General features: G+C 71.2%; 25 protein-coding genes. 11 read left to right on the top strand and 14 right to left on the bottom strand.

Going from position 1 to position 24,931, the window contains the following annotated elements:
- The first annotated feature begins 13 nt into the window (after window positions 1-13).
- Together ACWBNA_RS32200 and ACWBNA_RS32195 are read left to right on the top strand one after the other, a co-directional pair.
- Window positions 14-856: an SCO4651 family lipoprotein gene (locus ACWBNA_RS32200; protein ID WP_482708039.1), complete on the top strand. Its 843-nt coding sequence runs from the start codon at window positions 14-16 to the stop codon at window positions 854-856.
- 119 nt (window positions 857-975) lie between these two features.
- Window positions 976-1,155 (top strand): hypothetical protein, encoded by a 180-nt coding sequence (locus ACWBNA_RS32195; protein ID WP_383866744.1) that lies wholly within the window; start codon window positions 976-978, stop codon window positions 1,153-1,155.
- Window positions 1,156-1,193: 38 nt separating this feature from the next.
- On the opposite strand, the gene ACWBNA_RS32190 is transcribed toward ACWBNA_RS32195, so the two are convergent.
- On the bottom strand, window positions 1,194-1,550 hold the full coding sequence (locus ACWBNA_RS32190) for a metal-sensitive transcriptional regulator (RefSeq protein WP_482708059.1): 357 nt from the start codon (window positions 1,548-1,550) through the stop codon (window positions 1,194-1,196).
- Between the two features lie 199 nt (window positions 1,551-1,749).
- Here ACWBNA_RS32190 and ACWBNA_RS32185 point away from each other — a divergent pair, with 199 nt between their 5' ends.
- Window positions 1,750-2,370 (top strand): DUF47 domain-containing protein, encoded by a 621-nt coding sequence (locus tag ACWBNA_RS32185; RefSeq protein ID WP_030043659.1) that lies wholly within the window; start codon window positions 1,750-1,752, stop codon window positions 2,368-2,370.
- Between the two features lie 7 nt (window positions 2,371-2,377).
- Window positions 2,378-3,376 (top strand): inorganic phosphate transporter, encoded by a 999-nt coding sequence (locus ACWBNA_RS32180; protein ID WP_482708038.1) that lies wholly within the window; start codon window positions 2,378-2,380, stop codon window positions 3,374-3,376.
- A 124-nt stretch (window positions 3,377-3,500) separates the two neighbouring features.
- Here the strand turns inward: ACWBNA_RS32180 and pstB are convergent, their stop codons facing one another.
- The 11 genes from pstB to ACWBNA_RS32125 all read right to left on the bottom strand — a co-directional run bounded on the left by pstB (window position 3,501) and on the right by ACWBNA_RS32125 (window position 15,470).
- A complete protein-coding gene (pstB, locus tag ACWBNA_RS32175; RefSeq protein WP_482708037.1) occupies window positions 3,501-4,277 on the bottom strand; it encodes a phosphate ABC transporter ATP-binding protein PstB in 777 nt (258 codons plus the stop codon).
- 41 nt (window positions 4,278-4,318) lie between these two features.
- Entirely contained in the window at window positions 4,319-5,377 is a 1,059-nt protein-coding gene (pstA, locus tag ACWBNA_RS32170; protein WP_482708035.1) for a phosphate ABC transporter permease PstA, read from the bottom strand.
- Window positions 5,374-6,381 (bottom strand): phosphate ABC transporter permease subunit PstC, encoded by a 1,008-nt coding sequence (gene pstC / locus ACWBNA_RS32165; RefSeq protein WP_482708034.1) that lies wholly within the window; start codon window positions 6,379-6,381, stop codon window positions 5,374-5,376. Before pstC ends, pstA begins: the two co-directional genes overlap by 4 nt.
- Before the next feature lie 142 nt (window positions 6,382-6,523).
- Window positions 6,524-7,645: a phosphate ABC transporter substrate-binding protein PstS gene (pstS, locus tag ACWBNA_RS32160; RefSeq protein WP_482708033.1), complete on the bottom strand. Its 1,122-nt coding sequence runs from the start codon at window positions 7,643-7,645 to the stop codon at window positions 6,524-6,526.
- A 183-nt stretch (window positions 7,646-7,828) separates the two neighbouring features.
- Window positions 7,829-8,260: an NUDIX hydrolase gene (locus tag ACWBNA_RS32155; RefSeq protein ID WP_482708032.1), complete on the bottom strand. Its 432-nt coding sequence runs from the start codon at window positions 8,258-8,260 to the stop codon at window positions 7,829-7,831.
- A 29-nt stretch (window positions 8,261-8,289) separates the two neighbouring features.
- On the bottom strand, window positions 8,290-9,471 hold the full coding sequence (locus ACWBNA_RS32150) for a CHAD domain-containing protein (RefSeq protein ID WP_482708031.1): 1,182 nt from the start codon (window positions 9,469-9,471) through the stop codon (window positions 8,290-8,292).
- A complete protein-coding gene (locus ACWBNA_RS32145) occupies window positions 9,452-11,818 on the bottom strand; it encodes an RNA degradosome polyphosphate kinase (RefSeq protein ID WP_482708030.1) in 2,367 nt (788 codons plus the stop codon). Before ACWBNA_RS32145 ends, ACWBNA_RS32150 begins: the two co-directional genes overlap by 20 nt.
- Before the next feature lie 517 nt (window positions 11,819-12,335).
- Window positions 12,336-13,163 carry a hypothetical protein gene (locus tag ACWBNA_RS32140; protein WP_482708029.1) on the bottom strand — a complete coding sequence of 276 codons (828 nt, stop codon included), beginning with the start codon at window positions 13,161-13,163 and terminating at the stop codon, window positions 12,336-12,338.
- Entirely contained in the window at window positions 13,160-14,200 is a 1,041-nt protein-coding gene (locus tag ACWBNA_RS32135; protein WP_482708028.1) for an ABC transporter permease, read from the bottom strand. The genes ACWBNA_RS32140 and ACWBNA_RS32135 overlap by 4 nt, the downstream gene beginning before the upstream one ends.
- Complete coding sequence (locus ACWBNA_RS32130) at window positions 14,197-15,087, bottom strand: ABC transporter ATP-binding protein (RefSeq protein WP_482708027.1); 891 nt, start codon at window positions 15,085-15,087, stop codon at window positions 14,197-14,199. Before ACWBNA_RS32130 ends, ACWBNA_RS32135 begins: the two co-directional genes overlap by 4 nt.
- The gene (locus ACWBNA_RS32125) at window positions 15,084-15,470 is read right to left on the bottom strand and encodes a GntR family transcriptional regulator (protein WP_482708058.1); all 387 of its coding nucleotides are present in this window, start codon (window positions 15,468-15,470) and stop codon (window positions 15,084-15,086) included. Before ACWBNA_RS32125 ends, ACWBNA_RS32130 begins: the two co-directional genes overlap by 4 nt.
- A gap of 111 nt (window positions 15,471-15,581) precedes the next feature.
- Between ACWBNA_RS32125 and ACWBNA_RS32120 the strand changes: the two genes are divergently transcribed.
- The 5 genes from ACWBNA_RS32120 (at window position 15,582) to ACWBNA_RS32100 (ending at window position 20,319) form a co-directional block, all read left to right on the top strand.
- Window positions 15,582-16,124, top strand: a complete 543-nt coding sequence (locus ACWBNA_RS32120) for an RNA polymerase sigma factor (RefSeq protein ID WP_217241418.1) — start codon at window positions 15,582-15,584, stop codon at window positions 16,122-16,124.
- Between the two features lie 31 nt (window positions 16,125-16,155).
- Window positions 16,156-16,992, top strand: a complete 837-nt coding sequence (locus tag ACWBNA_RS32115; protein WP_482708026.1) for a cupin domain-containing protein — start codon at window positions 16,156-16,158, stop codon at window positions 16,990-16,992.
- Window positions 16,989-17,852, top strand: coding sequence for an ABC transporter ATP-binding protein (locus tag ACWBNA_RS32110; protein WP_482708025.1), 864 nt, complete (start codon window positions 16,989-16,991; stop codon window positions 17,850-17,852). The genes ACWBNA_RS32115 and ACWBNA_RS32110 overlap by 4 nt, the downstream gene beginning before the upstream one ends.
- Before the next feature lie 8 nt (window positions 17,853-17,860).
- Window positions 17,861-19,381, top strand: a complete 1,521-nt coding sequence (locus tag ACWBNA_RS32105; RefSeq protein WP_482708057.1) for an ABC transporter permease — start codon at window positions 17,861-17,863, stop codon at window positions 19,379-19,381.
- A 233-nt stretch (window positions 19,382-19,614) separates the two neighbouring features.
- Window positions 19,615-20,319: an ABC transporter gene (locus tag ACWBNA_RS32100; RefSeq protein WP_482708024.1), complete on the top strand. Its 705-nt coding sequence runs from the start codon at window positions 19,615-19,617 to the stop codon at window positions 20,317-20,319.
- Between the two features lie 31 nt (window positions 20,320-20,350).
- Here the strand turns inward: ACWBNA_RS32100 and ACWBNA_RS32095 are convergent, their stop codons facing one another.
- Together ACWBNA_RS32095 and mshD are read right to left on the bottom strand one after the other, a co-directional pair.
- Window positions 20,351-20,707, bottom strand: coding sequence for a hypothetical protein (locus tag ACWBNA_RS32095; RefSeq protein ID WP_482708023.1), 357 nt, complete (start codon window positions 20,705-20,707; stop codon window positions 20,351-20,353).
- Window positions 20,708-20,726: 19 nt separating this feature from the next.
- Window positions 20,727-21,653, bottom strand: coding sequence for a mycothiol synthase (mshD, locus tag ACWBNA_RS32090; protein WP_482708022.1), 927 nt, complete (start codon window positions 21,651-21,653; stop codon window positions 20,727-20,729).
- A 158-nt stretch (window positions 21,654-21,811) separates the two neighbouring features.
- On the opposite strand from mshD, the gene ACWBNA_RS32085 reads away from it, so the two are divergent.
- Together ACWBNA_RS32085 and ACWBNA_RS32080 are read left to right on the top strand one after the other, a co-directional pair.
- A complete protein-coding gene (locus ACWBNA_RS32085; protein WP_482708021.1) occupies window positions 21,812-23,626 on the top strand; it encodes a bifunctional metallophosphatase/5'-nucleotidase in 1,815 nt (604 codons plus the stop codon).
- Window positions 23,627-23,743: 117 nt separating this feature from the next.
- Entirely contained in the window at window positions 23,744-24,922 is a 1,179-nt protein-coding gene (locus tag ACWBNA_RS32080) for an LmeA family phospholipid-binding protein (RefSeq protein ID WP_482708020.1), read from the top strand.
- Window positions 24,923-24,931: the final 9 nt, after the last annotated feature.

The following is a 24,931-nucleotide window of genomic DNA, read 5'->3' as shown; positions in this document are numbered from 1 at the left end:
GGGTAGACAGGCGATGGCGGAGCGGCAGCACGGTCGGGTGGGTGGGGTGGTCGTCGCGGTGGGGGTCCTGGCCGGTGTCTGCTTCGGGGCCGCGGGGTGTTCCGCGAGCGGCGCCGCCCTCGACGAGGACGCGCGGGCCGGGGATCCGGTCGAGACCTTGCACCGGGCCGCGGACACCCTGGTGGACGCCGGGAGTTCGAAGGCCCGTACGTCCATGGAGATGGCCACCGGGGGGACCCGGGTCACCATTCGCGGCCAGGGGGTGTACGACTACCGGCGGCAGTCGGGGCGGTTGAAGGTGATGCTGCCGCAGGATCCGGCGGGCACCAGCAAGCACCGGCCCATCACCGAACTGCTCGCCCCCGGGGCGCTGTTCATGAAGAACCGGGGCGCCGGGGTGCCCGTCGACAAGTGGGTGCGGGTCGACACCGCCACGCTGACCGACGGGAACCTGGTGACCGGCGGGGCCACGGATCCGTTCGCCGCCGCCGAGGTGCTGCGCGGGACGCGGACGGCGGTGTATGTGGGAAAGACCGAGGTCGCGGGGACGGCGGTGCGGCACTATCGGGGGACCGCGGATCTCCGGCGGGCGGCGCGGGACGCGTCGGCCGGGAACAAGGGGCCGCTCGCGGCGGCGGCGAAAGGGTTCGCCACGGCCCGTGTGCCGTTCGACGTCTATCTCGACGACGAGGGGCGCATCCGCAAGGTCCGGCACCGGTTCAGCTTCCTGAACGGGCGGCAGGAGGGGACCGTGGCGGTCGCTTCCACGACGCTGTTGTACGACTTCGGGGTCGCCGCCGACGTGCGGTTGCCGGCCGCCGGTGACATCTACGCGGGCAGGATCGCTGAGGAGTGAGGGCGGTTTCGGCCATGGGCGCGGGCCCGTGACGGCCTCAAGGACTAGCCCGTCCGTGCCATGCGCGGTGTGTACGCCGCTCCCTACTCTAGGAAGTCGGTGACGGCAGAGAAGAGGTGATGCGCGTGGCTCCGGTCGGCGGTACGGCAGTTCAGGACCACGTGGCCCTCGCCGAGATCGAGTTGTGCGGAGAGCTGATCATCGCGGCCTCGGCGGCGGACGAGGACCGGCTCAGTCTGGAGAGCATCGACGAGGTGCTGAAAGTGGCCGAAGAACGCGCGAACGCCTCCGGCTACTAGCCGGAGGCGCCCCTGTCCCGGGCCTCAGCCCCGGGTCGTCACGTCCGCAGCAGGCGGGCGATCGCCTTGGTCGCCTCCTCCACCTTCGCGTCGACCTCGGCGCCGCCCTTGACGGCCGCGTCGGCGACGCAGTGGCGCAGGTGTTCCTCCAGGAGCTGGAGGGCGAAGGACTGCAGGGCCTTGGTGGAGGCGGAGACCTGCGTGAGTATGTCGATGCAGTAGGTGTCCTCGTCGACCATCCGCTGCAGGCCCCTGATCTGGCCCTCGATGCGGCGCAGGCGCTTGAGGTGTTCGTCCTTCTGCTTGTGGTACCCGTGCACGCCGCGGTCGTGGTCCGTCACGACTTCCGGCTGTGCGGCGGAGGGCGCCTCCGCGCCGGCCTCGGTGGTCGTCATCGCGTCCTCCACATCATGGGCAGACATATACCCCTCCTGGGTATATGGTACCGAACTTTGCGGGGTATGTGGCCTGCGGGCGGCCCCCGTGTCGAACACTCTGCCTGATGGGCGACACTGGTGGACGGCCCGTTAGCCGTGGCCGGATGATGCGCCTAGCATCAGCCTGACCGAAACCGATGCACCCCGAGGACCCCTTGTGCGCTTTCGTCTGACCCCCAGGGAGACGAGCTTCTATGACATGTTCGCCGCATCCGCGGACAACATCGTCACGGGCTCGAAGCTCCTCATGGAACTGCTCGGAGCGGACACCGCCGGCCGGGCCGAGATCGCGGAGCGTATGCGGGCCGCGGAACACGCGGGTGACGATGCCACGCACGCGATCTTCCACCAGCTGAACTCCTCGTTCATCACGCCGTTCGACCGCGAGGACATCTACAACCTCGCGTCCTCCCTCGACGACATCATGGACTTCATGGAGGAGGCCGTCGACCTGGTCGTCCTCTACAACGTGGAGGAACTACCCAAGGGCGTCGAGCAGCAGATCGAGGTACTGGCCCGGGCCGCCGAGCTGACCGCCGAGGCGATGCCGAACCTGCGGACCATGGACAACCTCACCGAGTACTGGATCGAGGTCAACCGGCTGGAGAACCAGGCCGACCAGATCCACCGCAAGCTGCTCGCCATGCTCTTCAACGGCAAGTACGAAGCCATCGAGGTGCTGAAGCTCAAGCAGATCGTGGATGTGCTGGAGGAAGCGGCCGACGCGTTCGAGCACGTGGCGAACACGGTGGAGACCATCGCCGTCAAGGAGTCCTGAGCTTTTCATGGACACCTTTGCGTTGATCGTGACCATCGGGGTCGCGCTCGGATTCACCTACACCAACGGCTTCCACGACTCGGCGAACGCGATCGCCACGTCCGTGTCGACGCGCGCGCTCACACCGCGGGCGGCGCTGGCGATGGCCGCGGTGATGAACCTCGTCGGTGCCTTTCTGGGCAGTGGGGTCGCGAAAACCGTCAGCAAGGGGCTGATCGAGACGCCCCAGGGCGACAAGGGGATGGGGATCCTCTTCGCGGCGCTGGTCGGCGCCATCGTCTGGAACCTCATCACCTGGTACTTCGGTCTTCCCTCGTCCTCGTCGCACGCCTTGTTCGGCGGCATGGTGGGGGCGGCGCTCGCGGGCGGGACGGAGGTCATCTGGTCCGGCGTCCTCGAGAAGGTCGTCATCCCGATGTTCATCTCGCCGGTCGTCGGTCTGATCGCCGGCTACCTGGTGATGTGCGCCATCATGTGGCTGTTCCGCCGGTCCAATCCGCACAAGGCCAAGCGGGGTTTCCGTATAGCGCAGACCGTGTCGGCGGCCGGTATGGCGCTCGGACACGGTCTTCAGGACGCGCAGAAGACCATGGGCATCGTGGTGATGGCGCTGGTCATCGGTGACGTCCAGGGGGCGGACGCCCCGATCCCGGTGTGGGTGAAGATCGCCTGTGCCGTGATGCTGTCGCTGGGGACGTACGCCGGTGGCTGGCGGATCATGCGGACGCTGGGCCGGAAGATCATCGAGCTGGACCCGCCGCAGGGGTTCGCCGCCGAGACGACCGGTGCGTCGATCATGTTCGTCACGGCGTTCATCTTCAAGGCGCCGATCTCCACGACCCACGTCATCACCTCCGCGATCATGGGCGTCGGCGCGACGAAGCGAGTGAACGCCGTGCGGTGGGGCGTCGCCAAGAACATCGTCCTGGGCTGGTTCATCACGATGCCGGCGGCGGGGATCGTGGCCGCGGTGAGCTTCTGGATCGTGGACCTGGCGTTCCTGTAGGGCCGGTTGCTCCACGGCCGCCATCAGAAGACGGGCCCGCCCCCTGAAACCAGGGGGCGGGCCCTTCTCGTCCTCGCGGTGGCACCGCCATGCAGCACCGCGAGGGTCTTGGGGGGAGAGCGGTCTAGCCGAAGCGGCCGGAGATGTAGTCCTCCGTGGCCTGGACCGACGGGTTGGAGAAGATGCGCTCCGTGTCGTCGATCTCGATCAGCCGGCCGGGCTGGCCGACCGCCGCGAGGTTGAAGAAGGCCGTGCGGTCGGAGACGCGGGCCGCCTGCTGCATGTTGTGCGTCACGATGACGATCGTGAAGCGTTCCTTCAGCTCGCCGATCAGGTCCTCGATGGCGAGGGTCGAGATGGGGTCGAGCGCCGAGCAGGGCTCGTCCATCAGCAGCACGTTCGGCTCCACCGCGATCGCCCGCGCGATGCACAGGCGCTGCTGCTGGCCGCCGGAGAGGCCCGAACCGGGCTTGTTGAGACGGTCCTTCACCTCGTTCCAGAGGTTCGCGCCCTTGAGGGACTTCTCGACGACGTCGCTCAGTTCCGACTTCTTGTACGAGCCGTTCAGGCGCAGACCCGCCGCGACGTTGTCGAAGATCGACATCGTGGGGAAGGGGTTGGGACGCTGGAACACCATGCCGACCTCGCGGCGGACCGACACCGGGTCGATGCCGTGGCCGTAGAGGTCCTCGTCGTCCAGCAGCACCTTGCCCTCGACGCGGCCGCCCACGGTGACCTCGTGCATCCGGTTCAGCGTGCGCAGGAACGTCGACTTGCCGCAGCCGGAGGGGCCGATGAAGGCCGTCACCGAGCGCGGCTCGACCGTCATCGAGATGTCCTCGATCGCCTTGTGGGCGCTGTAGTAGGCGGTGAGCCCGCTTACGTCGATTCGCTTGGCCATGTCTCTACTTCACTTCCAGGATCAGTCGCCGTATGGCCGCGTCAGCGACCGGTCTTCGGGGCCTTCCAGCGGGCGATGCCGCGGGCCCCCAGGTTGAGGATCATCACGAAGGCGATCAGCGTCAGCGACGCCGCCCAGGCGCGGTCGTAGGCCGCTCCGGAGCCCGCGCTGTTCGCGTACTGCTGGTAGATGTACAGCGGCAGCGAGGCCTGCGCCCCCTCGAAGGGGTTGGAGTTGATGAACGGGTTCCCCCACACCAGGAGCAGTACGGGAGCCGTCTCACCCGCGATCCGGGCGATCGCCAGCATGATGCCGGTGGTGATGCCGCCGATGGAGGTCGGCAGGACCACCTTCAAAATCGTGCGCCACTTCGGGACACCGAGCGCCAGGGAGGCCTCGCGCAGCTCGTTCGGGACGAGCTTGAGCATCTCCTCCGTGGAGCGGACGACGACCGGCATCATCAGGATCGCGAGGGCGAGCGAGCCGGCGAAGCCGAACGGCTCCAGGTCCATCATCAGCATCAGGCTCAGGATGAACAGACCCGCGACGATGGAGGGGATACCGGTCATCACGTCGACGAAGAAGGTGATGGCCCGGGAGAGGTTGCCGCGTCCGTACTCGACCAGGTAGATCGCGGTGAGCACGCCGATCGGCGCGCCTATGAGTGTGGCGAGGGCGACCTGCTCCAGGCTGCCGAGGATGGCGGCGTAGATGCCGCCGCCCGGCTCGGTGTCGGCGACGACACCCATGGAGTGGGTCAGGAAGTAGACGTCGAGGACCTTCACGCCGCGCGCGACGGTCACCCAGACCAGGGAGACCAGCGGGACCACGGCGAGCAGGAAGGCCACCCAGACCAGCGAGGTCGCGAGGCGGTCCTTGGCCTGGCGGACGCCCTCGACGCGGGCGGCGACGACGTACGAACCGACGATGAAGAGGATCGCGGCGATCAGGCCCCACTGGATGCGGCTGTCGAGGCCGGCGGCCAGGCCGACGCCGACCGCCACGGCGACGGAGCCGGCGGCGATGACGTAGGGGGACCACTTCGGGAGGCGGGCACCCTGCAGGGTGCTGGGGCGCTTGTCGGCGAGTGCGGTGCTCATGCGTTGGCCCCCGAGTACTCCTTGCGGCGGGCGATGATCAGGCGAGCCGCGCCGTTGACCAGCAGGGTGATGACGAACAGGACGAGGCCGGAGGCGATGAGCGCGTCACGGCCCTGCTCGGTGGCCTCACCGAACTTGCTGGCGATGTTCTGGGCGAAGGTGCCGCCGCCCGGATCGAGCAGGCTGGCCTGGATGTCGAAGGTCGGCGAGAGCACGGTGGCGACGGCCATCGTCTCGCCGAGGGCGCGGCCGAGGCCGAGCATCGAGGCGGAGATCACACCGGAGCGGCCGAAGGGCAGGACGGCCATGCGGATGACCTCCCAGCGGGTGGCGCCGAGGGCGAGGGCCGCTTCTTCGATCATCAGCGGGGCCTGGCGGAACACCTCGCGGCTCACGTTGGTGACGATCGGCAGGATCATGATCGCGAGCAGGATGCCGACCGTGAGCATCGACCGGGGGGCACCGCCCTCCCAGGAGAAGACGCCGGTCCAGCCGAGGTAGGTGTCCAGCCAGCCGAACAGGCCGTTCATGTGCGGTACGAGGATCAGCGCGCCCCACAGGCCGTACACGATGGACGGCACGGCGGCGAGCAGGTCGATCACGTAGGCGATGGGACCGCTCAGCCGGCGCGGGGCGTAGTGCGAGAGGAACAGCGCGATGGCCACCGCGATCGGGACCGCGATGACCATGGCGACGATCGAGGAGACCACCGTGCCGAAGGCCAGGACCGCGATGCCGAACTTCGGCGGGATGGCGGTGGCGTTCCACTCGAAGGCGGTGAGGAAGTTGGCCTCGTCCTTGCTGATCGCGAGGGAGGCGCGGTAGGTGAGGAAGACCGCGATCGCGGCCATGATCACCAGCAGCAGGATGCCCGACCCGCGGGAGAAACCGAGGAAGATCCGGTCACCGGGTCGGGTGGCGCCACGGGCCGCGCGCTTTTGTTCGGTCGCGGTCGGTGGCTCGATTGGGGCAGGAGCTGCGGTGCTCTTCGTGGTTATGTCCATCGGGTTTCTCCGGTCTGCGGGCCGTACGCGCCGTACGGCCCTGTGGAGCCGTACGCGATGTGCGGGTGGCTCCTGGCGGCGGTGCACCGGACGGTGCGGTCCGGACCGGGGTTTTCGGGCCCCGGGCCGGACCGCACTCGGATCAGCTCAGGCCCTCGATGGTGGTGCGGACCTTGGCGATGATGTCGTCGGGGATGGGGGCGTAGTCGTTCTCGGCGAGGATCTTCTGGCCGTCCTCGGAGGCGATGTAGCGCAGGAACGCCTTGGTGGCGGGCAGCGTGTCGGCCTTGTTGCCCTTGTCGCAGACGATCTCGTACGTGACGAGGACCATCGGGTAGGCGCCGTCGGCCTTGGTCGCGTAGTTCAGCTGCAGCGCGAGGTCCTTGCCGGTGCCGACGACCTTGGCGTCCGCGATCGCCTTGGTGGCGTTGTCGACGGTGGCCTCGACCGGGGTGGAGGCGCCGGTGTCGAGGGCGACCGTCTTGATGCCGTCCTTGGCGTACGACAGCTCGAAGTAGCCGATGGCGCCGTTGGTCTGCTTCACCTGCTGGGCGACACCGGAGGACTGCGGAGCGGACTGGCCGCCCTTGGCCTGCCAGGCCTTGCCGCCCTCGTAGGGGAAGTCGCTCTTGGCGGTGGCGATCAGGTACTTGGTGAAGTTGTCCGTCGTGCCGGACTCGTCCGAGCGGTGGAACGCCTGGATCTTGAGGTTGGGCAGGTCGACGTCGGGGTTCAGCTTCTTGATCGCCTCGTCGTTCCAGTTGGTGATCTCGTTGTTGAAGATCTTGGCGAGGGTCGGGGCGTCCAGGGTGAGCTTGTCGACGCCGGACACGTTGAAGCCGACCGCGATCGGGCCGCCGACCATCGGGAGGTCGATGCCCTGACCGCCGGAGCAGACCTGCTTGGAGGCGGTGACCTCTTCGGGCTTCAGCGCGGAGTCGGAACCGGCGAAGGGCACCTGGCCCTGCGTGAACGCGGTGACACCGGCGCCCGAGCCGCCGCCCTTGTAGTTGATCTGCACGCCACAGGCGGCGGAGAACTGCTTGACCCAGGCGTCGATCGCGTTTTTCTGCGCGGAGGAGCCGTCGGCGAGGAGCTGACCCTTGGCGTCGTCACACTTGATGTTCCCGGCCGCCGCGGTCGAGGTGGCACCGCCGCCGCTGGTGCCGGTGTCGTCCGAGCCGCACGCCGTGAGGGCCAGGGCGCCGGAGACGGCGAGAGCACCGAGGGTGAGGGCCCGCCGGTTCATGCGCTGAAGCTTCACTTGAGGGAGTTCCTTCCGAGAGCCGCCGTCCTGAACCGGCGGCGTGCGAAGTCTGTACGGCTGAAATTAGGCAGAACAGGTGAAGGCGCCGAAGGCCGTGAATGAACGGGGGGTGAACCCCTGAGGACGGTGCGGTGAGGTCACGGAACGCTCACGTCGAGGACACGGAGTGATTTCCGTCGACTATCTCAGGCGAAGGGCCCGGAGCAGGGCGTCGACGAGGGCGCGGTCCCTCGGCTGGGTCAGGCGGTTTCGGGCCGCGGTCGGAGGCAGCCACAGGATGCGGTCCACCTCGTCGTTCGGGGTGAAAGCGCCGCTCGTCGCCTCGGCCGCCCAGTAGCGGACCTCCTTGGGACGGTCGTTCGCCAGGTAGCGGACGGTGGGCAGGCGGGTGCCGGCCACGGCCCGGTGACCCGTCTCCTCCTCGACCTCGCGCAGGGCGCCGGACAGATGGGCCTCGCCGCGCTTCAGCTTGCCCTTGGGGTGCGACCAGTCGTCGTACTTCGGCCGGTGCACGAGACAGATCTCCAGCTTGCCGTCGACGGGGGAGCGGCGCCACAGGACGCAGCCGGCCGCCTGGACGGGGGGCTCCGCGGCTTCCTTCGCTCGGGGCATCGGTGTCACCGCCTCCACGGGGAGATGGGTCAGGGCGTGCCGACCGCCTGCCTCTGCCAGCACTGCTGGAAGGCGAAACGTGCCGCCTCCACCTCGTGCCGCTGGTCGGCGTGCAGCACGCCGAGGGCGTACGCCGTCGCCGGGGCGATACGGGGGGTACGGGCCGCGTGGGCCGCTGCCGCCGCGGCCTCCGAGGCGTCGCGGTGGCGGTCGAGGGCCTGGCCCGCGGTGAGCAGCCGGACGTCTACGGGTGCCATCTCGCCGTCGAGGACCTCGCGGGCGTAGCGGTGCAGGCGCAGGAGGAGACGGACCTGGTGCCAGGGGGCGTCCTGGGGGTGCGGGGCCGGGTCCGGGGAGAGGCCGTGGATCAGGGCCTCCGCGTTGTAGGGGCTGCCGGCGGTGACGAGGGGCAGGGCGGCGATCGCGTCCGTGAGGCGGTCCTCGGCGGCGGCGGCGAAGGAGTCCAGGCCGGTGGTGGTCGCCGTGGGGGTGAGGGGGACCTCGCTGGCGAGTAAGGCGATGTTGTCGGCGACCGCGTGGAAACGGGAGGAGCCGAGGGCCTGGAGGGCGGTGCTGTGCGCTCGGGTCCGGGCGAGGGTGAGCTGGCGGTCGAGCAGGGCGCCCGCCTTTGCCGCGCCGACGGTGAGGTTGCCGCGGTCCGGGGCGGGGGCGGGGGCGGGGGCGGGTGCGGTGGGGTGGGTCGGGGAGCCGGCGTTGCCGGGTGCCGCTGCGCCCACCCGTGCCGCCCCAGCGGCACGACTGCCCGGAGCTGCGTCGGCGCGACTGCCCGCAGCTTCGCGGGCTGTCGCGTTGCCCGCCGACTGGGTCGGGAAGACCGCGCCCGACAGGCGGTGCAGGGCGAGGAGCAGGCGGTCCAGGCGGGCGCCGTACGCGTGCTCCATCGCCAGGGTTCCCGACAGCCAGGCCAGTTCGGGGCGCGTCGCGTCCGACCACTCGGGGTCGAGGAGGGGGCGGAAGGTGTGCAGGCTGCCGCTGATGCGGCGGACCGAGCGGCGCAGGGCCCGGGCCGCGTCGACGGAGTCCTCCGCGCCGTTCGCGCCGGCCGCGGTGCCGCCGGTTTCGCGGTGCAGCCGTAGCGCGCGGAGGAACTCCGTGGCCTGGGACCGCAGGTAGCCCGCGAGGGCGTCCCCCGTCACGGGCCCGGCGGGCCCGGACCGGGGATCCGTCGGGTCAAGGTGTTGCTGTGCCACGCCGGCGCCTCCGGGCGTCTATGAGCATCTCCTGGACGTTGCGCAGGGGCTGGCCGTCCTGGTCGGTCGCGTGCCGGGTCCACTCGCCGTCCGGGCCGAGGTGCCAGGACGCGGTGGTGTCGGACATGCCGGTCTCCAGCAGGCGGTTGAGGGCCGCCCGGTGGGCCGGGTCGGTGACCCTCACCAGCGCCTCGATACGGCGGTCGAGGTTGCGGTGCATCATGTCGGCGCTGCCGAACCACACCTCCGGCTCGCCCCCGTTGCCGAAGGCGAACACCCGGGAGTGTTCGAGGAAGCGGCCGAGGATCGAGCGGACCCGGATGTTCTCGGACATGCCCGTGACGCCGGGGCGGACCGCGCAGATGCCGCGCACCCACACGTCGCACTCCACGCCCGCCTGGGACGCCCGGTACATGGCGTCGATGATCGCCTCGTCCACCATCGAGTTGACCTTGATGCGGACGAAGGCGGGGCGCCCGGCACGGTGGTGCTGGACTTCCTTGTTGATCCGCGCGATCAGGCCGTCCCGCAGGGACTTGGGGGCGACCAGGAGGCGGCGGTACGTCTCGCGGCGGGAGTAGCCCGAGAGGCGGTTGAAGAGGTCCGAGAGGTCCGCGCCGACCTGGGGGTCCGCCGTCAGCAGGCCCAGGTCCTCGTACAGCCTGGCCGTCTTCGGGTGGTAGTTGCCCGTGCCGACGTGGCTGTACCGCCGTAGCGTGTCGCCCTCCTGACGGACCACCAGGGACAGCTTGCAGTGGGTCTTCAGACCGACCAGGCCGTAGACGACATGGCAGCCCGCCTCCTCCAGCTTGCGCGCCCACTTGATGTTGGCGTGCTCGTCGAAGCGGGCCTTGATCTCCACCAGGACGAGGACCTGCTTGCCGGCCTCGGCGGCGTCGATGAGCGCGTCGACTATGGGGGAGTCGCCCGAGGTCCGGTACAGGGTCTGCTTGATGGCGAGGACGTCCGGGTCGTCGGCCGCCTGCTGCAGGAACGCCTGGACCGACGTGGAGAAGGAGTCGTACGGGTGGTGCAGCAGTACGTCCCGGGTGCGCAGGGCGGCGAAGATGTCGGCCGCGGACGCCGACTCGACCTCGGCCAGGTCGCGGTGGACACCGGCGATGAACTTCTTGTACTTCAGTTCGGGCCGGTCGAGGGAGGCGATGCGGAAGAGGCCCGTGAGGTCCAGGGGACCGGGCAGCGGGTACACCTCCGCCTCGCTGATCTTCAGCTCGCGGACGAGGAGGTCGAGGACCTCGCGGTCGATCGACTCCTCCACCTCCAGGCGCACCGGCGGCCCGAAGCGGCGCCGCATGAGCTCCTTCTCCAGGGCCTGGAGGAGGTTCTCGGCGTCGTCCTCCTCGACCTCCAGGTCCTCGTTGCGGGTGAGGCGGAAGGCGTGGTGCTCCAGGACCTCCATGCCCGGGAACAGCTCCTCCAGGTGGGCGGCGATGACGTCCTCGATGGGGACGTAGCGGCCCGGGGAGCTCTCCAGGAAGCGGGACAGCAGCGGCGGCACCTTGACGCGGGCGAAGTGGCGGTGCCCGGTGACGGGGTTGCGTACGACGACGGCCAGGTTGAGGGACAGCCCCGAGATGTACGGGAAGGGGTGGGCCGGGTCGACCGCCAGCGGGGTCAGCACGGGGAAGATCTGGTGGCGGAAGAGGGTGAACAGGCGGGCCTGTTCCTTCTCCTGGAGCTCGCTCCAGCGCACCAGGTGGACGCCCTCCTCGGCGAGGGCGGGGGCGACGTCCTCGTGGTAGCAGGCGGCGTGCCGGGCCATGAGTTCGCGCGAGCGGGCCCAGATCATCTCCAGGACCTCGCGGGGCTGGAGGCCGGACGCGGACCGGGTCGCGACCCCGGTGGCGATGCGGCGCTTCAGGCCGGCCACCCGGACCATGAAGAACTCGTCCAGGTTGCTGGCGAAGATCGCGAGGAAGTTCGCGCGCTCCAGCAGGGGGGTGTTCGGGTCCTCGGCGAGTTCGAGGACCCGCTCGTTGAACGCGAGCCAGCTGCGTTCCCGGTCGAGGAAGCGGCCCTGCGGGAGCTGGGGGCCGTCGAACGGCGCCTCTTCGTACGCGTCGAGGTCGGCGTCGATGTCGGGTTCCAGGTCGGAGACGGCGGCCGACACGGTGTGCGGGCGGTGCGCGGCGATGGAACCCACGGAGGGCTGGGCGTGCTGGACCTGTGCCTGGGTGTTTGGCTGGCTCATGGACCCATTCTTCCGCGCCACGAGCGATACAGGCGCGTCGGACAGGGCGGGCGGGAGCGCGGGGGCGAAACGGGCCTCCCCGTTCCTCGCTGTCCCCTCGGGGGGCGGCGCGGGCTCTGGCACGACGGGCTTCATCCACTGAGCCTCGCAAGCCTGTCTGAACCAGCGGTTACGGCGACATGGCGTGTGGGACACCGGGGAACGGCTCACGGGCGTCCGCACCTGGCGAGGGACGCCTTGACGTGCGTCCCTTCTCCCCGGCGATGGACGTCTCGACTGTGCGTCCCTGGCTCCGGTGGACGGCGTCTTGACCGTGCGTTCCGGTCCTCTGGTGGCGGACGTCTTGGCCGTGCGTCCCTGCCTCCGGTGGACGGACGTCTCGGCCGTGCGTCCCGCGGCGATGGACGCCTCGGCCGTGCGTCCCGCGGCGATGCGTCTTGACCGTGCGTTCCGGTCCTCTGGTGGCGGACGTCTCGGCCGTGCGTCCCTGGCTCCGGTGGGCGGACGTCTCGGCCGTGCGTCCCGCGGCGATGGACGCCTCGGCCGTGCGTCCCGGCGGCGATGGACGTCTTGACCGTGCGTTCCGGTCCTCTGGTGGCGGACGTCTTGACCGTGCGTCCCTCCCCCCCCGTGGAGAGACGCACGGTCCGCTTCAGCGGGTGCGGCGGCGCAGTAGCCAGAAGGCGGTGGTCGTGGCCGCGGCGGTGACGGCGAGGAGGATGCCGGTCTCGACGAGGTGCAGGGGCCAGAAGTGGGACGGGGGATGGTAGGTGCCGTTGCCCACCTGCCACCAGTCGTTGGTCACCTTGCGGGCGCCGGAGCCGCCGGTCACCGTCGGCCAGAAATCCTCCCGCTGCCGTTCCATGATCTGGTTGAGCACCACCATCACGGCGACGGAGACCCCGAGCGCGGGCAGCGAGCGGCGCAGCACGAGTGCCGTGAGCGTGCCGACGGCGAGGGCGCACAGGCCGTAGGCCACCACCGCCGGGCCGTGGGCGGCGAAGACGTCGGCGAAGCTCCAGCTGTCGCCCATCAGGTCCCGGTTCGCCGACCAGGCCCACCGGTAGACGGGGACGAAGACAGCGCCGGTGAGGATGATCAGCAGGGCGGGCAGCGCGAGTTTGACGGCCAGCCAGCGGGTGGGCGTCACGCCCTGCGTCCAGGCGAGCCGCGCGGTGCCGCTCTCCAGCTCGCGGCCGATCAGCGAGCCGCCCGCCCAGGCGGCTACGGCCCAGAAGCTGTAGTACATGAACGTGCTGATCCAGCCCGTCGGCGCGCTGTAGTCCAGGCCGGCCCAGACGGCGTGGCAGAGGCCGGTGTTCCTGGGGCAGCTGTCCAGCGCGGCGCGCGCCGAGTCCGCGGTGACCTCGTTCAGCCACACCAGCCAGGCGACGGAGCCGAGGACGAAGAGCCCCCACACGATCCCGGCCGTGCGGTGCAGCCGCAGCACCGTGCGGGCCAGGCCCTGGACGGCGGTCATACGGCGGCTCCCTTGCGGACGCCGGTCCGGTGCCGCAGCACCCGGAACGCCAGCACGGTCAGCGTCGCGGTGACGGCGAGGAGGACGGCGGTCGCCATGAGCTGGAGGGGCCAGTAGTGCGACTCGGGGTGGTAGTCCTTGTAGAAGCTGACGGCGTCGAGGCGGTCGAAGAGCGTGCCGCACGTGGGGCCGGCGTTGCTGCCGCAGTACTGGGGGATGTCGAGGCGGTCGCCGTCGGCGGTGAGCAGGCCATCGGCGACGCCCATGCCGGAGCCGGACGGGCCGTCCCGCAGGCTGCTGACGTGGGTGGCGGTCGGCCAGAGGTGGGGCAGGGCCAGGAACATCGCGATCCACAAGGCGCCCGTGGTGCAGACGGCGCCGACCATGGCGGCGAGCGACCGGCGCAGCAGCAGGCCGAGGAGGGCACCGGCGGCCAGGCCCGCCAGGGCGAGCCCGACGACGATGGGCCCGCTCGCGTAGAGGGTCTCGACGCTGTACCAGGGCTTGGTGTTGTCGACGCGGCCCTGGCCCGCCGACCACGCCAGGCGGTGCAGCAGGGCCGCGAGGGCGGTGCCGGCGGTGATCAGGGCCGCGGGCAGGGCGAGCTTGGCGGCCAGCCAGCGGGTGGGCGTCACGCTCTGCGTCCAGGCGAGCCGGGCGGTGCCGCTCTCCAGTTCGCGGCCGATCAGCGAGGCGCCTGCCCAGGCGGCGACCAGGAACGGCACCGCCAGGAGGGCGAAGCTCGTGTAGAGGGAGACGTCCTTGTAGAGGAGGATCGCGTCCTGGTCGTACGCGCACGCCGTGTTCATCCCGCAGGCGTCGTACCCCTGCCAGCCGAGCGCCGACGCGTCGGTGAGCGGGCCTCCGAGCCACAGCAGCAGGACGGCGAGGGCGACGACCAGGCCCGTCCAGGCGTACAGGGCCGGGCGGTGGAGCCGCAGCATCCAGCGGAGCTGGCGGGGTGGCGCGGCGGGGGCGGGCGTGGGCGCGGCGGGGCCCGGTGCGGCGGCCGGGGTGGGTGCGGTCACAGTGCTCACGCGGCCTTCTCCTCGCGTTCGGCCGGGGTCAGGGCCGGTGCCTCGGGGTTGCGCAGATGGGCGAGGACCAGGTCCTCCAGGGAGAGGCGGCCGCCTGTGCGCCAGTCGCCGGCGAGCGGGCCCGCCGGGCGGATCAGGGCGGTGAGCTGGCGGCCGGTGGTGCGGGACTCGACGACGGTGTGCGGGGCGAGGTCGGTCTCGGCGGGGACGGACACGCGCGCGTGGGCGGCCAGGAGTTCGTCGATCTCGCCGGAGAGGCGGACCCGGCCGCCGCCGATCAGCAGGAGGTGGTCGCAGGAGTCCTCCAGCTCGGCGACCACGTGCGAGGACATCACGATCGTGGTGCCGTCCTCGGCGGCCCGCGCCATCAGGACGCCCATCAGCTCGTGCCGGGCCAGCGGGTCGAGGTCGGCCATCGGCTCGTCCAGGAGCAGCAGTTCGGGGCGCTTGGCCAGGGCCAGGGCGAGCGCGACGCGGGTGCGCTGGCCGCCGGAGAGGGAACGTATGCGGGACTTGGGGTCGAGCTCGCCGTCGGCCACGATCCGCTCGGCCGCAGCGCTGTCCCAGCGGCCGGGGTTGAGGTCGGCGCCCATGCGCAGCGTCTCGGCGACGCTGAGCTGCGGGTACAGCGGTTTGTCCTGGCCGACGAAGCCCACGCGCGTGCGTGCCTCGCCCGGGGTCGTCCCGAGGACGGTCACCGTGCCCTCGTTGGGGGCCAGCAGGCCGGCGGCGAGGGCGAGCAGGGTGGACTTGCCCGCCCCGTTGGGGCCGACGACCGCGCAGACGCGGCCGGCGGGCAGCCGGAAGGTGCACGACTGCAGTGCCCAGCCGCCTCGGCGGCCGAAGCGCTTGCCCAGCGCGGCCGCGGCCATCGCCGTGTCGGTCATGACGGGTCTCCTTGGAAGTGTTTCTCGAGTACGGCGGTGAACAGCGCGGCCACGTCCTCGCGGCCCAGTCCGGCCTCGCGGGCCCGGGCCGTCCAGGTGTCCAGCTCGCCGTGCAGGGGGGAGTCGGCCGGTGCGGTGCCCAGCGTGCGCCGGACGAAGGTGCCCAGTCCGCGCTGTGCCTCGACGAGGCCCTCCCGCTCCAGTTCGCGGTAGGCCTTGAGGACGGTGTTGGGGTTGATGGCGGTGGCCTCCACGACCTCGCGGGCCGTCGGCAGTTTGTCGCCGGGTTCGAGGAGACCGAGGCGGAGGGCCTGCTTGGTCTGCTGGACGATCTGGACGTAGGTGGCGACGCCACTGTGCCGGTCGATGCGGTACTCGACCACCCGTTCCACCACCCTTTAACTAATTGAGTAGTGAAAGGGTGGTGGAAGAGGCGTCGGAAAGTCAAGCGTGATTGCGTGAACCGTTCGACAGGGCTCGTCCGATGAGGAGACGTGAGCGAAACGAGAAGCGACGGGGAGCTGCTGCGGGCCATCGCGGCGGACGGGGACCGGCGCGCCTTCGAAGAGCTGTACCGGCGCTTCGCGCCGTGGCTCACCGCACGACTGCGCGGCCGGTGCTCCGACGCCGGGATCGTCGACGACGTCGTACAGGAGACCTTCCTGGCGGTGTGGCGGGGGACCGCCCGCTACCACGCGGAGGGCGATGTCGCCGGATGGCTGTGGCGCATCGGTTCGCGGCGGCTGGTCGACGCGCTGCGCGGCGACGGGGCACGGGGGCGGCTGCGGCAGGCGCTGGCACGGCTGCGGCACCGGGACGAGGCGTCCGCGGAGGAACGCGTGCTCGCGGGGGTGGAGCACGGGGACCTCGCGGGCGCCCTGGTCCGGCTCTCACCGGAGCTGCGCGCCGTGCTGCAGGCGACGGTCATCGACGGGCTGACCACCCGGGAGGCGGCCGTCCTCCTCGGCATCCCGCCGGGCACGGTCAAGACGCGGGCGATGCGGGCCCGGAAGCAGTTGCGGGAGGCGCTGGCATGACGACGAACCTACGAGCACGGGAGGTGGCGGCATGACCTGGCATGTGTCCGAGGAGGATCTGCGGGCCTACGCCCAGGGTGAGTTGGCGCCCCCCGTCCTCTGGTCCGCGGACGCGCATCTCACCGCCTGCGCCCGGTGCCGGAGTGTGCTCGCCGACGTGAGCGACCCGGTCGCCCTCGACGCGGGCTGGGAGCGGCTCGACGCCGAACTCGACGCCCCCCGGCCGGGGCTCCTGGAGTCCCTGCTCGCCCGGATCGGGGTCCCCGACCACACCGCGCGGCTGCTCGCGGCCACGCCGGTGCTGCGCGGATCCTGGCTCGGTTCCGTCTTCGCCGTCCTCGTGATGACCGTTGCCGTGGCCAACTACCGTCCGGACGCCGGCACGCCCACGCTGTTCCTCGCGCTCGCGCCACTGCTGCCGCTGGGCGGGGTCGCGCTCTCGTACGGACCCGCTCTGGACCCGACGTACGAGATGGCCGTCGTCTCGCCGACGCACGGCTTCCGGCTGCTGATGATCCGTACGGTCGCCGTGCTCGTCACCGGACTGGGCCTCAACGGGCTCGCCACGCTCGCGCTCCCCGGTTACGGGCTGCGCGCGCTCGCCTGGCTGCTGCCCGCCCTCGCCCTCACCGCGACCGGCCTGGCCCTCACGCCGAGGCTCGGGCCGGTGCTCGCGCCGGCCCTGGTCGGCGGGTCCTGGATCGCACTGCTGCTGACGGCGCACGCGCGGCAGGCGGCCGACGGGGACCCGCTCGCACCGTTCACCGCGGCCGGGCAGGGCGCGTCCGCGGTGGTCGCGGCCCTCGCCGCCGGGCTGCTCTTCCTTCTTCGTGACCGTTTCGACCTCTTCAACGGGAGTTCCGCATGACCCCCACCGTCTCCGCCTCCGGGCTGAGCCTGCGCTACGGCGGTACCCGCGCCCTCGACGACGTGTCGCTGCGACTGACCCGGGGCGTCACCGGGCTGCTGGGGCCCAACGGCGCCGGGAAGACCACCCTGTTGCGGGTGCTGGCGACGGCCGTGCCTCCGGACCACGGGGCGTTCACCGTGCTCGGGAACGACCCGGCCACCTCGCGCGGGCGGCAGGAGGTGCGGCGCTCGCTCGGCTATCTGCCGCAGACCCCCGGCTTCCACCCGGACTTCACGGCCTTCGAGTTCGTCGACTACGTGGCGATCCTGAAGGAGCTGACCGACCGGGGCGCCCGCCACCGGGAGGTCAGGCGGGTGCTGCAGGAGGTCGACCTGGGTGACGTACGCGGCCGGCGCATCAAGAGGCTGTCCGGCGGCATGCGGCAGCGGGTCGCGCTGGCGGCCGCGCTCGTCGGCGACCCCGGCTTCCTCGTCCTCGACGAGCCGACCGTCGGCCTCGACCCCGAACAGCGCATGCGCTTCAGGGAGTTGATCGCGCAGGCGGGAGAGGGGCGGACCGTGCTGCTGTCCACCCACCAGACGGAGGACGTGGCGATGCTCTGCAACCGGGTCGTCGTCCTGGCCGCCGGCCGGGTCCGTTTCGACGGCACCCCGGCCGAACTGACCGCGCGGGCCGCGGGCCGGGTGTGGAGCAGTACGGAACGCGACCCGGGCGCACTGGCCGGCTGGCGCACCGGCACCGGCTCCTTCCGCAACGTCGGCGATCCCCCGCCGGGCGCCGACCTCCTCGAACCCACCCTGGAGGACGGCTACCTGCTCACCCTCGACGGCACGGACGCGGAGGTGGCTGCAGCGTGAACACGGTCATGGAAGCAACGGTCCCGCCCGTCACGCAGGGCGAGCCACGCCGGCCCTGGGCGGCCGTGGCCGCCCTCGCCCGCTTCGAGGCACGCGACCTCCTGCGCTACATCCCGGTCCTGGTCACCCTCCTCGTCTACGTCGGCTACACCCTCTACAAGCTGCTGTCCGAACGCGAGGGCATGGACGCCTACCCCGCCCTCCAGGACGCCGACCGCGGGACGCAGAGCGCGCCCCTGCTCCTGGGCATCGCCCTGCTGGTCTGCGTCAACCGGGGCGCGCTGCGCTCCCGCCGGCGCGGCACCGACCGGCACTTCGACGTGCTGGTGATGGAGCCGTGGCGGCGTACGGTCGCGCACGTCCTGTCGGTCGTGCCGTTCGCCGTGCTCACCTCGCTGGTGGTGCTGGGCGAGTTCACCTGGCAGGCGCTCAGGCCGGGCGCGGTGGGCCACGGATCGGTCGCCGAACTCGCCGTCGGGCCCCTGTACGTGCTGCTGTGCGGCGCCCTTGGCGTGCTGATCGCCCGCCTGGTGCCGACCGTGTTCGCCGCGCCGATCCTGGTGCTCGGCCTGTTCACCGCCGCCACGTTCATCTCCGTCGGCACGGGCGACGCCGAGGGGAGCCGCTGGCTGTCGCCGGTCGTCGGCGAGAACAGCAGCGAGACCCTGCCGTCCGACCTCATCGGGCGGCCCGCCGCCTGGCACGCCCTCTACCTGATCGGCCTCGTCCTGCTGGCGGCCACGGCTGCCGTACTGGCCGCCGGCGGCCGGACCCGGTCCGTCAAGGCCGGCCTCGCGGGCGCCCTCGCCCTCACGCTGACCGGCGCGGTCGCCCAGTCCGGGGGCGTCTCGGCGGAGCTGACCGCGGCCCGGGAACGGGCCACCCTCACCCCGGAGAAGCAGCAGTCCTGCACCCGGCACGGGACCTCGACGTACTGCGCGTTCCCGGAGTGGACCGGCCAGGCGGCCACCTGGGCGGACGTCGTCGACCGCGTCCAGTCCCTCGCGGGCGGCTCGGCGGCCCAGGAGCCGTTGCTGGTACGCCAGCGGATCGACGCCACCTACGGCCTCGACTCCGACAGCACGATCACCCCGTCCACCACGCCCCACCAGGTCACCGTCGGCACGCGCTGGGGCGGCAACCGCGTCCCCGAGTTCGCGGCGGCCGTCGCCTCCGTGCTGGTCGCGGGCGACGAGACCAAGGGCGGCGACCTGTGCGACGGGCGCGTGGTGACCGTGATGTGGCTGGCCCTGGGCGGCGCCGCCGACCCGGTTACCGACCTGCGCAACGTCCGCCTCGACGACAGCCTCAGCGGCTCGGCGATCGTCCTGATGCCGACCAACCCGCTGTCCATGTCCGCCGGACAGACATCGGTGACGGTGGAACTGCTGAAGCGTCCGCGGGCCGAGGTCACCGCGGCGGTCAAGAAGCACTGGAGTGAACTGACGGCTCCAGGGGTGACCACGGCTCAGGCGGCTCGGCTGCTGGGCGCCGAGGTGCCCAAGGAGGGCGACGAGTGTGCGGAGTGACGGGGGAGAGGGGCGTTGAGGGGGAGCGGGGATGCGGGTTGTGACGGGAGCGGTGGTGGGGGGCCTGCGGCCGGGGTGTGAGTGGGTCGGGCGGTGAAGGGTGCTGAGGGGGCGGCGTGGCGATGCGGGGTGTCGAGGGGGAGCGGGGATGCGGGTTGTGACGGGAGCGGTGGTGGGGGGCCTGCGGCCGGGGTGTGAGTGGGTCGGGCGACGAAGAGCGCTGAGGAGGAGGCATGGTGTTGCGGGGCGTCGAGGGGGTCCGTCAGGTGCGTGGCGTGAGCGGGGTCTTGGTGTGGGCTGTCGGGCGTACCGTCCCCTGGCGGGCGCTGGGCGCGGGGGCCGTCGTAGGGCTGTTGCTCGTCGGGCTGCCGCGGCTGGCCGACGGCCCGCCGGACGCCTGGCTGGCCCTCAACCTGCTGCGGGCCGCTGCCCTCGCCTTCGCCCTCGGCCTGTCGTTCCTGCTGGACGATCCCGCCCGGCACCTCACCGCACCCGTCACCACCCGGCGCTGGGTGCGGGCGGGGCTGCGGGTGGCGTGGGTCGCGCCGGTGGCCGTGCTGTGGTGGACGGCCGTACTGGCCCTGGTGCCGCACCAGGTACGGCCCCCGGTCGGCGCCGTCACCGTGGAGGCCGCGGCGACCGCCGCCCTCGCACTGGCCGCCGCCGCGACGGCCGTGCGCCTCGCGAACGAGCCCGAGCCGGGACCGTCCGTGGCCGCCGCGATCTTGGTTACGGCGATCCTGGCCCGCCTGCTGCTGCCGGACCGCTGGTCCCTGTTCGTACCGACCGGCGACCCGCAGTGGCAGGCCGCCCACGAACGCTGGGCGCTGATCCTGGCAGCGGCGGCGCTGCTGTGGGCCGCGTGCGGGCCGGAACCCCTACGGCGGAGGTGGCTACTGCGACGCCGCTCCGCGGTGGCGGGACCGACGGGCGGGTGAGGGCGAGGACCTCACTCCGGACAGGCCCGTCCTAGTCGTGGCCGGGCGGGATCCGGTCCTGGGGCGCGGCAGCGGCTTCCGCTGCCGCGTCCTCGGCCTGCGCCCTCGCGGCCACGGCCGGGTCGGCCGAGTCGGACACGAACTCCGCGACCCGCAGGGTGCAGTGCCACAGAGTCATCGACCCCTTGATCATCACCACGTACGACTCGCGGTCGGCGAGCCGGTAGACCCGGCGCCACTTCTCGTTGATCCCGGGCCGCGGCAGATACGTGTGGAGGAGGCGCTGGAGTTCCTCCAGCGCCCGGTCCTTCGTGTCTCCCGCGGCGTAGAACTCACTCTCGTCGTAGTCACCACTGCGGTACTCCGCGATCACGACCCAGTCACCCATGCTCGCCCCCCATGTCCGGTCAGGTCTCCGTGCGGTACATCAGGTCCGTCTCGTACGTCACGAACCCCAGCCGCTCGTACACCGACACCGCCGCGTTGTTGTCGGCGTCGACATACAGCATCACCGTCGGCAGCCCCCGCCCCGCGAGGTGCCGCAACCCGATCGCCGTAAGGGCCTTGCCCAGCCCTCCGCCCTGCGCACCGGGCCGTACGCCCACGACGTACACCTCGCCGAGCCGTTCCTCCGCGTGGACCTTCGTCCAGTGGAAGCCGACCAGTTCGTCGCCCCGGAAGGCGAGGAAGAACCCGGAGGGGTCGAACCACGACTCGGCCTTGCGGTCGTCGAGGTCCCGCTGGGTGAGGGAGCCCTGCTCGGGATGGTGGGCGAAGGCGGCCGCGTTGGCCGCGAGCCAGGCGGCGTCGTCGGTGCCGGGGACGAAGGTGCGGACGGTCACGCCTTCGGGAAGCACCGGGTCCGGAAGGTCCAGGTCCGTCAAGGTCCGCCGCATCTGCCGCAGTTCGCGGAAGAGGGTGAGGCCGAGAACCTGCGCAAGATGCCGCGCGGCGGAGTGGCCACCGTGCGCCCACACCCGCAGCCGCTTGCCGGACGCGGCGAGCAGCGCCGAGCCCAGGGCCCGCCCGTGGCCGTGACCGCGGTGCGCGGGATGGACGACGAGTTCGGCGGCCGGCGCCTCCACCGGGTCAGTGTCCTCCAGTTGCGCGTAGCCGACCAGTTCGGCCCCCACAGACAGCAGCAAATGGGACACGCCCTCGCGCGGACCGCCCCGCAACTGCAGCCGCCCTTGTTCGGACACCGCCTGCTGCCCGTCGTTGCGGGCGGCCTCCGCGAGCAGCCCGAGCACGGCCTCGGTCCGGTCCGGGGGGAGCGCGAAGTGGGTTTCGATCGAGCGGGAGCTGCCGGGGAGTGCGGTGTCGTCGCTGGTCATGCGTACGAGGGTAAGGGGAGGTACCGGCAAAGTGGCGGCAAAGAAGCAACCAGGATGTAACCACGAAACCTCTGTCGCGCTACGCGCGTTGACCCTAGGCTGCGCCGGGACGGGGCCACTTCCTCACCCACTTCCTCACCAGAAACCCAGGGGGGCGTATGCCAGCCACATCCCAGTCGCACGAGCACCGCAGACGTCGTACGTATCGTCTGGTGGCCGCGGCCGCCGGTCTCGCCACGGTCGGCGCGCTGGCGGCCGCGCTGCCGTCGACGGCGAGCGCGGGCGAGTCCAAGGGCAAGCCCGGCGGTCAGGCGCCGGGCCGCTACCAGGACGTACAGCTGCTGTCGTTCAACGACCTGCACGGCAACCTGGAGCCGCCGTCCGGCTCTTCCGGCCGGGTCACCGAACTCCAGGCGGACGGCACGACCAAGACGATCGACGCCGGTGGGGTCGAGTACCTCGCCACCCACCTGCGCCAGGCTCGCGCGGGCAACAAGTACTCCATCACGGCGGCAGGCGGCGACATGGTCGGTGCCTCCCCGCTGATCTCGGGCCTCTTCCACGACGAGCCCACCATCGAGGCGCTGAACAAGCTCGACCTCGATGTGACGAGCGTCGGCAACCACGAGTTCGACGAGGGCGCCAAGGAGCTGGGCCGCCTGCAGAACGGCGGCTGCCACCCGACCGCCGGCTGCTACTCGGACGAGGAGTTCGACGGCGCCGACTTCCCGTACCTCGCGGCGAACGTGCTGAACGAGAAGACCGGCAAGCCGATCCTCAAGCCCTACTGGGTGTGGAAGAAGAAGGACGTCAAGGTCGGTTTCATCGGCGTGACCCTGGAGGACACCCCGGGCGTCGTCTCCGCCGAGGGCGTCAAGGGCCTCAAGTTCAAGGACGAGGTCGAGACGATCAACAAGTACGCCAAGGTGCTGCAGAAGCAGGGCGTCAAGTCGATCGTCGCGCTCATCCACGAGGGCGGCCTGCCCGCCTCGGCGTCGTACAACTACGACTGCGACTCCCCGGGCGCCGGCGACGGCATCTCCGGCCCGATCGTCGACATCGCCAAGAACATCACCCCGCAGGTGGACGCGCTGGTCACCGGCCACACCCACGCCGCGTACGCGTGCACGATCAACGACCCGTCGGGCAAGCCGCGCACGGTCACCTCGGCCGCGTCCTTCGGCCGCCTCTACACGGACACCACGCTGACCTACGACCGCTGGACGGGTGACATCGCCCGTACGGCCGTGGCGTCCGCCAACCACGTGGTCACCCGGACCGTCCCCAAGGCGACGGACATGACCGAGCTGATCAGCAAGTGGAACGCCCTGGCGGCGCCCATCGGCAACCAGGCGATCGGCTACATCTCCGCCGACATACCGAGCACCGGCACCGAGTCCCCGATGGGCGACCTGATCGCCGACGCGCAACTCGCGTACGGCAAGGAGCTCGACCCGGAGACGGACCTCGCGCTGATGAACCCGGGCGGAGTCCGGGCGGGCCTCACCTACGCGGCCAAGGGCACCGAGGGCGACGGCGTGGTGACCTACGCCGAGGGCTTCACAGTGCAGCCGTTCTCCAACACCGTGAACCTGCAGGACTTCACCGGCGCCCAGCTGATCCAGATCCTCAAGGAGCAGGTGAGCGGCACGAACACGGCCGCGCCGAAGATCCTGCTGCCGTCGACCGGCCTGACGTACACGCTCGACCTGACGAAGACCGGCGCCGACCGCGTGGTCGCCGACACCGTCAAGCTCAACGGCACGGCCATCGACCCGGCGGCCACCTACCGCGTCGCGACGAACAGCTTCCTCGCGGGCGGCGGCGACGGCATCACCACGCTGGGCCAGGGCACCAACGACCTCGTCGGCGGGGACGACCTGGCGGCCCTGGAGAAGTACCTAAAGGCCAACTCCTCGGCGGCGAACCCGATCGCGCCGCCGGTGACGAACCGGATCACGGTCGTGCAGTAGGTCGCGCAATCCATCGCGCGGAACGTGGCCCAGTAGGCCGCGCGGTGATCGTGAGCTGAGTCGCATACCTCGGGTTGAGGTTGCGGGTGGGGGGCACACGCATGGTCGGATGGATCGATGCGCGCCCCCCACCACATATCGACCCAGCCCCACGCAGACCCGTATGAAGTTCCTGCAGTTCCTGCAGTTCCTGAAGTGCCCGAGGCGCTGGGCGGAGACGAGTCATGGTCCCCGCCCCAGCACCGCCGGGGCGGCAGGCGCCGTCGGCGCGGCCGCTTCGCCGGACTGCCGTTCGCGCTGAAGGCGGTGGTGGGCCTGTCGGTGCTCGCCGCCTTCCTCGCCCTCGGTGACCGCTGGGCCGTGCTCTACGCCGAGCAGCGGGCGGCGGACGCCCTCAAGGACCGTATGAAGCTGTCCGCGGCACCCGAGGTGAAGATCGGCGGCTTCCCCTTCCTGTCCCAACTCGTCGGTGGGCGCCTGGACTCGGTGAAGGTGACCGTCCCGGACGTGGCGGCCGACCGGGTCACGCTGGCCTCGGTGTCGGCGACGGCACGGGACGTCACCCTCGAAGGCGACGGGCCGACCTCCGTGAGCGGGGCCCGCATTCCCGAGCTGCGCGGTGACGTGCTGCTCTCCTTCGCCGACATGAACCGTGAACTCGGCGCGTCCCAGGTGACGTTCACGGGCGCCGACCGTGACCGGATCCTGGCGCGCGGCACGCTGCCGGTCGCCGGACACGATCTGCGGATGCGGGCCGACGTCCGCATCGGGCGCGACGGCGACCAGGGCATCGCCACGACGATCGGCGGAATGCGCCTGAACGTGGGAGACCTGGCGACGTACCGGCCCGGCGTCCGCGCCTCGGAGGGCCTGCACCTGACGCCCAAGTCGGCCGCCGGGCTGGCTCGTGAGACCCGCAAGGTGCGCGCTCTGCTGGGCGTGCCCTCGGTCGTACGGAGCATGGGCGTACCGGACACGACCGTCCGCGAGGCACTGCGCAACGACGACAAGCTCGGCGCGCTGACCGGTTCCCGCGACTTCGTCCACCAGGCCATGCGGGTCAACCTCCTCGACCTGACCCTGGCCCACCCCGAGGTGCTCGACCGCCTCGGCTTCGACCCGGCGCTCCTCGACGCCCTCTCCCGGCTCACCCGCCCGGTCCTCGCCGACCAGCTCTCCCTGGGCTTCCAGCTGCCCGAGTTGCCCCAAGGTGAGCTGCGCCTGCGGGACGTACGGGTGGAGAAGGACGGGATCAGGGTCCGGCTGACGGGACAGGGACTGGCCTTCGGCGACTGAGGCCGTATT

Source organism: Streptomyces sp. Q2 (assembly GCF_056820935.1).
The sequence above is the reverse complement of the archived record's forward strand: the minus strand, read 5'-3'. Positions and strand labels throughout refer to the sequence as shown.

Bases quoted from the DNA above. Each gene is read 5' to 3' on its own strand.
- ACWBNA_RS32130 (WP_482708027.1), bottom strand. From the start codon at position 15,087: ATGACCGACACGGCGATGGCCGCGGCCGCGCTGGGCAAGCGCTTCGGC.
- pstA (WP_482708035.1), bottom strand. From the start codon at position 5,377: ATGAGCACCGCACTCGCCGACAAGCGCCCCAGCACCCTGCAGGGTGCC.
- ACWBNA_RS32190 (WP_482708059.1), bottom strand. From the start codon at position 1,550: ATGACGACCACCGAGGCCGGCGCGGAGGCGCCCTCCGCCGCACAGCCG.
- mshD (WP_482708022.1), bottom strand. From the start codon at position 21,653: ATGACCAGCGACGACACCGCACTCCCCGGCAGCTCCCGCTCGATCGAA.
- pstC (WP_482708034.1), bottom strand. From the start codon at position 6,381: ATGGACATAACCACGAAGAGCACCGCAGCTCCTGCCCCAATCGAGCCA.
- ACWBNA_RS32095 (WP_482708023.1), bottom strand. From the start codon at position 20,707: ATGGGTGACTGGGTCGTGATCGCGGAGTACCGCAGTGGTGACTACGAC.
- ACWBNA_RS32100 (WP_482708024.1), top strand. From the start codon at position 19,615: ATGGTGTTGCGGGGCGTCGAGGGGGTCCGTCAGGTGCGTGGCGTGAGC.
- ACWBNA_RS32195 (WP_383866744.1), top strand. From the start codon at position 976: ATGCGCGTGGCTCCGGTCGGCGGTACGGCAGTTCAGGACCACGTGGCC.
- ACWBNA_RS32145 (WP_482708030.1), bottom strand. From the start codon at position 11,818: ATGAAGCCCGTCGTGCCAGAGCCCGCGCCGCCCCCCGAGGGGACAGCG.
- ACWBNA_RS32085 (WP_482708021.1), top strand. From the start codon at position 21,812: ATGCCAGCCACATCCCAGTCGCACGAGCACCGCAGACGTCGTACGTAT.
- ACWBNA_RS32115 (WP_482708026.1), top strand. From the start codon at position 16,156: ATGACCTGGCATGTGTCCGAGGAGGATCTGCGGGCCTACGCCCAGGGT.
- pstB (WP_482708037.1), bottom strand. From the start codon at position 4,277: ATGGCCAAGCGAATCGACGTAAGCGGGCTCACCGCCTACTACAGCGCC.
- ACWBNA_RS32080 (WP_482708020.1), top strand. From the start codon at position 23,744: ATGCGCGCCCCCCACCACATATCGACCCAGCCCCACGCAGACCCGTAT.
- ACWBNA_RS32180 (WP_482708038.1), top strand. From the start codon at position 2,378: ATGGACACCTTTGCGTTGATCGTGACCATCGGGGTCGCGCTCGGATTC.
- ACWBNA_RS32105 (WP_482708057.1), top strand. From the start codon at position 17,861: ATGGAAGCAACGGTCCCGCCCGTCACGCAGGGCGAGCCACGCCGGCCC.
- ACWBNA_RS32200 (WP_482708039.1), top strand. From the start codon at position 14: ATGGCGGAGCGGCAGCACGGTCGGGTGGGTGGGGTGGTCGTCGCGGTG.
- ACWBNA_RS32110 (WP_482708025.1), top strand. From the start codon at position 16,989: ATGACCCCCACCGTCTCCGCCTCCGGGCTGAGCCTGCGCTACGGCGGT.
- ACWBNA_RS32140 (WP_482708029.1), bottom strand. From the start codon at position 13,163: ATGACCGCCGTCCAGGGCCTGGCCCGCACGGTGCTGCGGCTGCACCGC.
- ACWBNA_RS32155 (WP_482708032.1), bottom strand. From the start codon at position 8,260: ATGCCCCGAGCGAAGGAAGCCGCGGAGCCCCCCGTCCAGGCGGCCGGC.